Source organism: Peptacetobacter sp. AB800, from assembly GCF_047807365.1.
Taxonomy (GTDB): Bacteria; Bacillota; Clostridia; order Peptostreptococcales; family Peptostreptococcaceae; genus Peptacetobacter.
The window spans coordinates 1-224 of record NZ_JBLOUI010000126.1 but is presented as its reverse complement, the minus strand read 5'-3'; the positions used below and the strand labels follow the sequence as shown (position 1 = coordinate 224).

General features: G+C 46.0%; 1 rRNA gene. It reads right to left on the bottom strand.

The annotated features are described in order from the left end of the window. A 16S ribosomal RNA gene (locus ACK2WN_RS12440) occupies positions 1–183 on the bottom strand; the annotation flags it as partial. Between the last annotated feature and the right edge of the window lie 41 nt (positions 184–224).

Genomic DNA, 224 nt, shown 5'->3' with positions numbered 1-224 from the left:
ATGCGACTCTTATATATCATCCCGTATTAGCATACCTTTCGGTATGTTATCCGTGTGTACAGGGCAGGTTACCCACGCGTTACTCACCCGTCCGCCGCTCTTCTCCGAAGAAAATCGCTCGACTTGCATGTGTTAGGCACGCCGCCAGCGTTCATCCTGAGCCAGGATCAAACTCTCAAAATAAAATTCTTCGAATTTTATATCGCCAACAAATTTTTCGCTAA